The sequence below is a fragment of the Zhengella mangrovi genome (assembly GCF_002727065.1).
Lineage (GTDB): Bacteria > Pseudomonadota > Alphaproteobacteria > Rhizobiales > Rhizobiaceae > Zhengella > Zhengella mangrovi.
This window is the reverse complement of sequence record NZ_PDVP01000035.1, coordinates 1-8,154: the sequence shown is the minus strand read 5'-3', so window position 1 is coordinate 8,154 and position 8,154 is coordinate 1. Positions and strand designations below refer to the sequence as shown.

8 protein-coding genes are annotated in these 8,154 nt (G+C 64.9%); 4 read left to right on the top strand and 4 right to left on the bottom strand.

Annotated elements, in window-relative coordinates:
* Positions 1 to 240 precede the first annotated feature (240 nt).
* Positions 241 to 918 (bottom strand): hypothetical protein, encoded by a 678-nt coding sequence (locus tag CSC94_RS23595; protein WP_099308821.1) that lies wholly within the window; start codon positions 916 to 918, stop codon positions 241 to 243.
* A complete protein-coding gene (aroE, locus tag CSC94_RS23590) occupies positions 915 to 1,832 on the bottom strand; it encodes a shikimate dehydrogenase (protein ID WP_099308820.1) in 918 nt (305 codons plus the stop codon). Before aroE ends, CSC94_RS23595 begins: the two co-directional genes overlap by 4 nt.
* A gap of 475 nt (positions 1,833 to 2,307) precedes the next feature.
* On the opposite strand from aroE, the gene CSC94_RS23585 reads away from it, so the two are divergent.
* A complete protein-coding gene (locus CSC94_RS23585; protein WP_099308819.1) occupies positions 2,308 to 3,027 on the top strand; it encodes a methyltransferase family protein in 720 nt (239 codons plus the stop codon).
* A 153-nt stretch (positions 3,028 to 3,180) separates the two neighbouring features.
* Here CSC94_RS23585 and CSC94_RS23580 read toward each other — a convergent pair whose 3' ends face one another.
* Positions 3,181 to 3,480 (bottom strand): hypothetical protein, encoded by a 300-nt coding sequence (locus CSC94_RS23580; protein WP_099308822.1) that lies wholly within the window; start codon positions 3,478 to 3,480, stop codon positions 3,181 to 3,183.
* 187 nt (positions 3,481 to 3,667) lie between these two features.
* Positions 3,668 to 5,989 carry a cytochrome P450/oxidoreductase gene (locus CSC94_RS23575; RefSeq protein ID WP_099308818.1) on the bottom strand — a complete coding sequence of 774 codons (2,322 nt, stop codon included), beginning with the start codon at positions 5,987 to 5,989 and terminating at the stop codon, positions 3,668 to 3,670.
* Between the two features lie 103 nt (positions 5,990 to 6,092).
* On the opposite strand from CSC94_RS23575, the gene CSC94_RS23570 reads away from it, so the two are divergent.
* The 3 genes from CSC94_RS23570 to CSC94_RS23560 form a co-directional block, all read left to right on the top strand.
* The gene (locus CSC94_RS23570) at positions 6,093 to 6,782 is read left to right on the top strand and encodes an IclR family transcriptional regulator (protein WP_099308817.1); all 690 of its coding nucleotides are present in this window, start codon (positions 6,093 to 6,095) and stop codon (positions 6,780 to 6,782) included.
* A 327-nt stretch (positions 6,783 to 7,109) separates the two neighbouring features.
* A complete protein-coding gene (locus tag CSC94_RS23565) occupies positions 7,110 to 7,412 on the top strand; it encodes a hypothetical protein (RefSeq protein WP_099308816.1) in 303 nt (100 codons plus the stop codon).
* 107 nt (positions 7,413 to 7,519) lie between these two features.
* A partial coding sequence (locus tag CSC94_RS23560; RefSeq protein WP_425356544.1) for a hypothetical protein occupies positions 7,520 to 8,154 on the top strand: 635 nt, incomplete at its 3' end.

Here is an 8,154-nt window from a genome sequence, read left to right as displayed (position 1 = left end):
TTGCGAGGGACCCGGATTTTTCAATTCCAGCGAAAGTGGACACCGGTTTCGCGTCCGGAATTGCGAGGGACCCGGATTTTTCAATTCCAGCGAAAGTGGACACCGGTTTCGCGTCCGCAATGGCGTAAAAAACAGCGGCATGGAGCACTGGAGCGATCTGACGAAAAGCGGACATGCTCCGGCATTTCGAATGCAAGTGCAACGCCGTACCGGATGTCTTTCCTTGGTCGTCGTGCGCTTCTACCCGGTCGGTCCTTCGTGCGGCGCTTCGCCGTAGATCATCCGGCGGCAGGAACTGTCGAATCCGGCGAGCGAGGGAAAAAGGCGACCGAGATCCGCGCCGAGCCTCTCCTCGATCTGGACGGCGGCCTGCTCGCCCATCGCTTCGGCACAGAGCAGGAAGTCGAAATCCCCTTCGCTGCCCTTGCGCATCGTCTTTTCCTCGCTGTGGCGGTCGGTCGTATCCCGGCTGACGCGGTAAAGGCGGATGCTGACGACGCCGTCCCTGCCACAGGACAGGGCGAGGTCTCGGGCCAGCGTCTCCGGGTCGGGGCCGCTGCCGGTCACCTTGATCCGCCAGATCGCGACATGCGAACCGAAACCGTTGCCGATCTTCAGCACCTGGCGTCCGAGGGCCCGGTCGAATGGCCCGAACCGCGGCATGATCCTGCGGGTCCACGGGGAAGGATTGTCGAGGATGGCCTTGTACGCCGGGCCATTAAGCACGTCGGGACCGTCGGTGGCGTAGAGGATGAAATGCGAGCGCGTATCGTTAAGTGCCTCGAACAGCCTGACGCCGAGAAAGCCCGGCGAGAACGTGCGGTCGGCGATGTGTTCCTGTGTCAGCCAGTTCCGGTAGTCGTCCAGGTCTTCGGCCGCGATCTCGCACCAGATCGCGAGGAAACCGTAGTCCGTCATGATGAGGCCTCCCCGAAGAGCACGCGCCGCGCGACAGCGATATCCATCGACTGACCGGTCCACAGTTCGAATGCCGGCACGGCCTGGTAGAGCTGCATGCCGATCCCCGAGACCGTCCTGCAGCCCCGTCGCGCCGCCTCCTTCAGGAGCAGGGTTTCCCTCGGCACGTAGATCAGGTCGCAAACCACCAGGTCCGGCCGCAGCGCATCGGCGTCCGGAAGAGCGATCCGGTCGATCGTGTCTTCCATCCCGATCGGCGTTGCATTGATCAGGATATCCGCCCGGGAGAGATGGTCTGCCAGGTCATCGCGGTCATCAAGATCGAGGACGCTGATCTCGCTGTCAAAACGGTCCTGCAGGTCGCGGCCAAATCGCGTGGCCTCTGCAAAGAAGGAATCCCGCCGGTTGAACAGCGAAACGGCGCCCGCCCCCTCCATCGCCGCCTGGATCGCGACGGCAATGGCCGCCCCGCCTGCGCCGAGAAGGACGATGCGTGCGCCGCGGCAGGCAATCCCCTTCTCCGAAAGCGACAGCATGAAGCCCGTTCCATCGGTGATATGCCCGGTGAGAACGCCTGCATCGTTGACGATCACGTTGACGGCCCCGGCCAGTTGCGCCGCCGGGCTCAACCGGTCGAGATGGGGAACGACGGCCCGCTTGAGCGGCATCGTCACATTGGCGCCGCGCATGTTCAGCAGGCGCAACGCGTCGATGGCCCGCGCCTCGTCGCCAGCCCGCACGTCGAACGCCAGGTAGGCATAGTCGAGCCCCATCGCCTCGAAGACCGAGTTCTGCATGACCGGTGAATGACTATGCGACACGGGCGATCCGAAGAGGCCGATCAATCGGGTCTTTCCGGTAAGACGGGAGCGGGCGGCCTTTTCGGCGCCATGGCCCGGGAGAAGGGTCGTCATCGTTTCGCTGCCTTTGCTTGACGCCACGATACAGTCTTTGGGCAGATGGTCATCTGTTATCGGCGGATAGCGATGCTTTTTCAAACGGCTTCGCGGCGGCCGGAAAATCGCGGCCTGACCCGGCGCCAGCCTGATGGTCTTGAAACGGCGAAAGCGGCGCGCTGGCGTCTGGGGGTCTCTGGCGGGCATGAACCGGGCCAGGGCAAAGCGCCTTGGATGGTGCGCGGCGGCATGGCGCGGTAAACATGGGCCGCCGTCGCCAGGCCCTCCTCCGCCATCCGCAGGGGCATTGGCACCCTCCGGCCGTCGGGTCGCGGACTGGACGCCGTCGCCATGGAAACCTCGAAAAGCCGCGGCCGTGCCAGCCACGGCTTTCGGCGGCATCAACAAACCCCTTGCAAACGGACGATTGCCGGGCACACTTGATCCGGGCGGTTCGCCATGAATGCGGACCGTCCTTGAATCGGGGACGGGGATGCCGGCGAAGACGGGCAGTGAGACGGCAGTTCAGGCAGTGTCGCCGGGCCACTGGATTCGGTTGGCCGTGGTGTATGTCCTGGTCCCGCTGATCCTGTTGGCCTGCAGTGGCGACCCCGGTTGGTGGCAGGGCTGGGCATACGCGCTGCTGATCGTCGTGTCGGGCATCGGCGGGCGCATGTGGGCGGAACATCGCCATCCCGGGCTCACGGCCGAGCGGCAGAAACTGGAAAACGTCAGGAATGCAAAACCCTGGGACAAGGTGCTCGCCCCGCTCATGGCGGTCAGCCTCGTTTTCCCCGTCGTCATCGTTGCAGGGCTGGACCACCGGTTCGACTGGTCGCCGGTATTTCCGCTGTGGCTGAATCTTGCCGGCTTCGTGCTGGTTCTGCTCGGATATGCCTACGCGGTTTGGGCCGTGGCGGAAAACCGCTTCTTCTACAGCGTGGTGATCATCCGCACAGATCAGGGGCACAGGGTCTGCGATACCGGTCCGTACCGGTACGTCCGGCATCCGGCCTATGCCGGCAATATCTGTGCGCTGTTCGGCATTGTCCTTGCCCTGGGCTCGGTATGGACCCTGCTTCCCGTTGCGGCTGCACTGGTCGTGGCAATCGTCAGAACGGTGCTGGAAGACCGCACGCTGCTGGACGAACTGCCCGGCTACCGCGACTATGCAGGTCGCGTGCGCTACCGGCTGGTTCCAGGGATCTACTGAGGGGCGCCGCGGATCAGGCGGTGACACCCAGCCTGCCGTCTTCCATGCCGCTCCAGCGGTGCTGCACCGGTTCCCGCCCGGCGTGCCGGGAGCGGGAACCGTCATCCCGCAGGCAGACGGGGCAGGGCGCCCCGTCCTGGACGTCGGCTTGGATCAGTCGTCGGGATCCTGCTTGCAGACCATGACCTCGCAACTGCGCGTATCGGCGGTCGGAATGCCGACGATCTTGCCGACCAGCGGATCGTCGCACTGGTCGTCGTCGACCACGAAGCGGTCATACAGGGTCATGCCCGAACCCGACCGCGACTTGTAACGCAGGATCACTTCGCCTTCCGACTCGATGATGTCCTGCACCCTGTCACAGGTCATGTTGTTGATATTGTAACGTGAAATCGCATGCGCCGGTCCAAGTGCGAACAAGCCGGCGGTCAAAGCGCAAACAAGTCTTTTCATCGTCTGCCTCGCCTGTTTCATCCATTCATCACGGGATCATCATGCGCCTCGCGAGGCAGGTGGGGCAAGAACACAATGATATATTGGAATAGACCTGTAATCGCCGTCACAAAGACAGCGCTGATCTTGTCGGCAGCCAGGGGCGGCGACGGCGCCCGGCCCGCTGGAAACGGGCAGGGCGATGGCCCTAGAGCGCCAGGGTCAGCTTCCGCCCGTTCGCCGCGCGCGAGCAGCAGGCCATCATGCGGTGATTGTCCGCCCGTTCCGCCTTGCTCAGCACCCGGTCGCGGTGGTCGATCTCGCCGTCGAGAACGCGCACCTCGCAGGAGCCGCACAGCCCTTCGCAGCAATCCGACGCCAGGTCGATGCCGGCCGCGCGCAGCGTGTCGAGCAGCGTGGTGTCGGCGGGGACGGTCAGGGTCAGGCCGGAGTCCTTGAGGTCCACGTCGAAGGCCGTTTCCTGCGTGGGGTCGAGGCTGCCGAGCGACGTCGAGAAATGCTCGAAATGCAGCGTGCCCTCGGGAAGACCGGACGTCAGCTCTTCCAGCGCGGTGATCATGCGGTCGGGCCCGCAGGCGTAGACCTGGCCTCCGGGCGGCAGGTCCGCCACCAGTCCGGCGAGGTCGGCGCGCCGGCCCTCGTCCTTCGCATGCACCGTCAGCGCCGGGCCGTGATCCGCTTCGAGCCGGTCGAGAAAGGCCATCGCGGCCCGCGAGCGGCCGCAGTAATGCACCGCGTAAGGTTTGCCGAGCGCCTTCAGCCGGTCCGCCATGGTCAGGATCGGCGTGATGCCGATACCGCCGGCGACGAGCAGGTGATGCGGCGCCGCTTCATCCAGCCGGAACAGGTTGTGCGGCCCGCGCAGCTTCAGTTCCATGCCCTCGCGGACGGTGTCGTGGATATGGCGCGATCCGCCGCGTCCCTGCTCTTCCCGCAGGATGGCGAGGTCGAACCGGTCGCGGTCAGGGCGTCCGCACAGCGAATATTTCCGGTCATAGCCGTCCACGACCAGTTCCACGTGCGCGCCGGCGCTCCAGTTGGGCAGCCGCCGCCCGCGTGCATCGGCCACGGTCAGGCCGACCACGCCATCGGCTTCGCGCCGGACGGCCGTGACGACCACGCGCCGGGCGATGGCCTTGCGGTCCGGTGCGCCGACCGGGAAATGCTGCTGCGCATTCGCGCCGGCCGGGCGGGTGCGTTCGGGATTGAGCGCCGGATCCCATTCCACCCATAGATGGTCCGGTCCGCGGAACGAGGTGTTGGGCAGGTAGGTGAAGTCCTGCTCGGCGAGCCGAAGGTGGGGCAGGCGGCGGGTCATCTCCTCCAGGAAGATGCGCATTTCCATCCGGCCGATGTTCTTGCCCATGCACTGGTGGCTGCCATAGCCGAAGCTGAGATGCTCGACCGCGTTGTCACGGTAGATGTCGAACCGATCGCCATCCTCGAAATGCCGCTCGTCCTGGTTTCCCGACGCCATCACGATCAGCAGCTTGGCGCCTTCCGGCAGGTCGATGCCGCCGAGCGTCGAGGGCGCCGTCGCTTCGCGCCGCCAGGCGACGATGGAGCCGCAATAGCGAAGGCATTCTTCCACCGCATTGGGGATCAGCGACGGGTCGGCGCAGATGTCGTCCCACGCGTCGCGATGGGTCAGCAGCGTCTTGAACATGTTCGCCGAGGCCAGCGCGGTCGTCTCGTGCGCGGCCACGATGATCGCCATCATCATGGAATGCACGTAGCTGTCGGTCACGATGTCCGGCATCAGGGCGTTTTTGCGGATGGTGTCGTGCATCCACCCCGTGCCCTCCGGCTCGGCCCGCATCCGTTCGATGACGTCGCCGGCATATTGCCAGAACTTTCCGACCGAATGGGCCACGGCCACCTGCTGCTCGGGCGTCGGGCGGCCCCAGGTGTTCACCGCGTGGGCGACCGAGAAGGTGCGCAGCGTGTCGATATCGTCTTCCGGCACGCCGAGAAAGTTCAGCGCCACCGTCAGGGGCACCTCGTAGAGCATGGCCTCGACGAGGTCGACGCGGCCGGAATCGATGAAGGCATCCATCTTTTCCCGCGTCAGGCGCCGGATCATCGCCTGCTTCGTCTCCAGGTTTTCCGGCAGGAAATGGTCCATGAGCACCCGCCGCCGCGCCATGTGGGCCGGTTCGTCCTCGTTCACCATCGTCCGGTTCATGGCGTAGCCGTAGGACGCCAGGGCATCCATCGCCTCCTGGCTGACCGGCGTGATCTTTTCCAGCGCGTTGCGCGGCGAGTAGAGGATGTTGTCGCGGAACACCGCCTTGATGTCGTCGTACCGGCTGACGACCCAGTAACCGAGCTTCGGGCTGAAGAAGACCGGCATCTGGTCGCGCGACCAGCGCAGAGCCTCGGCCGGGTCAACCTGGTAGGGGCCCTCGAAGGCATCGAAAGCGTCCGCCATGGCGTGAGCCGGGCACGTCCCGCCGGTGCCGTGGGAAACCGGGCAGGCGCCGGCCCGGTCCTGCGTCGTCTGGCTCATCGTCTCATCCCTTGATCTTTGTGCGATAATCGAACAGTTTGTTCTATATAAGAGATTAGAAGATGGACGCATCGAGCGTCAAGATGAGCCGGCGGGGGTGGGCATGGTCGCGGAAAAGACAAGGCTGCAGACGCTGGATCGCGGCCTGGAAGCGCTCCGCCTTCTGGGCAATTCCGCCGGCGGCATGAAGGTTTCCGAACTCGCGCAGGCGCTGGGAATCCACCGCGCCATCGCCTACCGCATCGTGGCGACGCTGCAGGACCACGGCATGGCGTACCGCCTCGAGGATGGCCGCATCGCGCTCGGCAATGGCGTCATCCCGCTGGGTGTGAAGGCGGAAGGCAACCTGCGCCTGGTCGCCCGGCCGCTGGTCGAGGCGCTCGCCCGCCAGGTCGATACCGCGGCCTTCCTGTCCATCGCCGACGGCAATGAAGGGGTCGCCATCCTGACCGCCGCTCCGCCGGACAGCTTCCTCGATATCAGCTACCGCGTCGGCAGCCGTCACCGTCTGGACCGCGGCGCGGCCGGGATTGCCATATTGGCGGGCCGCCCGGAAATGCCCGCAGACAGCGACGCCGTTCGCCAGGCGCGCAGGGACGGCTATTGCCTGACGCGCGGCCAGTTGCAGAAGGGCGCCGTCGGCATTGCCAGCCCCGTCCGGGTTCCCCGCGGCAGCTACCCGGGCCTCGATTGCGCCGTCGGCGTCGTCGGGCTCGAGGGGCTGGATACGGGCCTGGCACAGCGCGCTGTCATGGAATGCGCAAGCGCCCTTTCCCTGGCGATCGCACGGTAGAAAGCCCGCGCGAACGGGAGCTGCGGGGGGCTTCCAGCGCTGTCCGGCGGTGCCCGCTGCTGTGGTTCTGTCAGGCCAGCGGTCCTGGTCTGCCAAAATGGCATGAGCCAAGCCACTGTTTTTGAAGCGCAATAGGGTGACGCCGGAAATCGGCTGACAATTTGTCACGGAAAATCGGGGTGCTTTTCCCGCCTCCGCCGGTCACTGGTTAAAAAACCATTCATTAACAGGCGCTTGCCAATCCGGGCGGGAATGGCCTGCTTCTTGCTGCCCTTTCAGGTGCCGGCGCCGGGGTCTCCGGGGCCGGTGGAGAAAGGGGGCTTTCACATGTCGTTCAACGGAAAAATCCCGCTGCTTGCTGGTGCCGTCGTGCTGGCTCTTGTGCGCAGTGCGGTCGCGCAAGACGTCTTCATCGCCGGCATTCATCCGGACCGTCGGCCTGAAAATGCGCCGAGGATCACGGAATTCAGCAAGTCCGCGGATTGGACCGAACGGGCCATGCACGGCATTTCCGAACCTTACCCGTCCAGCCTGGGCTTCCTGGCGGATCAGGGTGCCTGGTTCACGCCGTTCAATCACCCCGGAATGACGGATCGTTACGATATCCGCAATTGGCATCACGATGACTGATGCGAACCGCGGAGGGGCACCCTCTGCATCCAGCCGGGATCCCCGGCTGACTCACACAGAGCCAGGCGGACATGCCGGCCGTGTCTTCAATCATAGAGGAGAGTAAAATGAAGTCGAGCAACATCAGGAAGGCCGTGTTCGCGGCAATGTGCAGCGCTTCATTGCTGGCGGTCGCTCCGGCCATGGGTGCCGGCATGAGCGGTATGTCCGGCATGGATGGCATGTCCGGTATGGGCGGCATGTCCGGTATGGGCGGCATGAGCGGTATGTCCGGTATGGGCGGCATGTCCGGTATGAGCGGAATGTCCGGCATGGGTGGCTTCAACCCGGGTTGGGTGTGCACGCAGTGGACCTACGGTGGCATGGGTGGCATGTCCGGTATGAGCGGAATGTCCGGCATGGGTGGCTTCAACCCGGGTTGGGTGTGCACGCAGTGGACCTACGGTGGCATGGGTGGCATGTCCGGCATGGGTGGCATGTCCGGTATGGGTGGCATGTCCGGCATGGGTGGCATGTCCGGTATGGGCGGCATGTCCGGCATGGGTGGCATGTCCGGTATGGGCGGCATGTCCGGTATGGGCGGCATGTCCGGCATGGGTGGCATGTCCGGTATGGGTGGAATGTCCGGTATGGGTGGCATGTCCGGTATGGGCGGCATGTCCGGTATGGGTGGCATGTCCGGTATGGGTGGCATGTCCGGTATGGGTGGCATGTCCGGTATGGGTGGCATGTCCGGTATGGG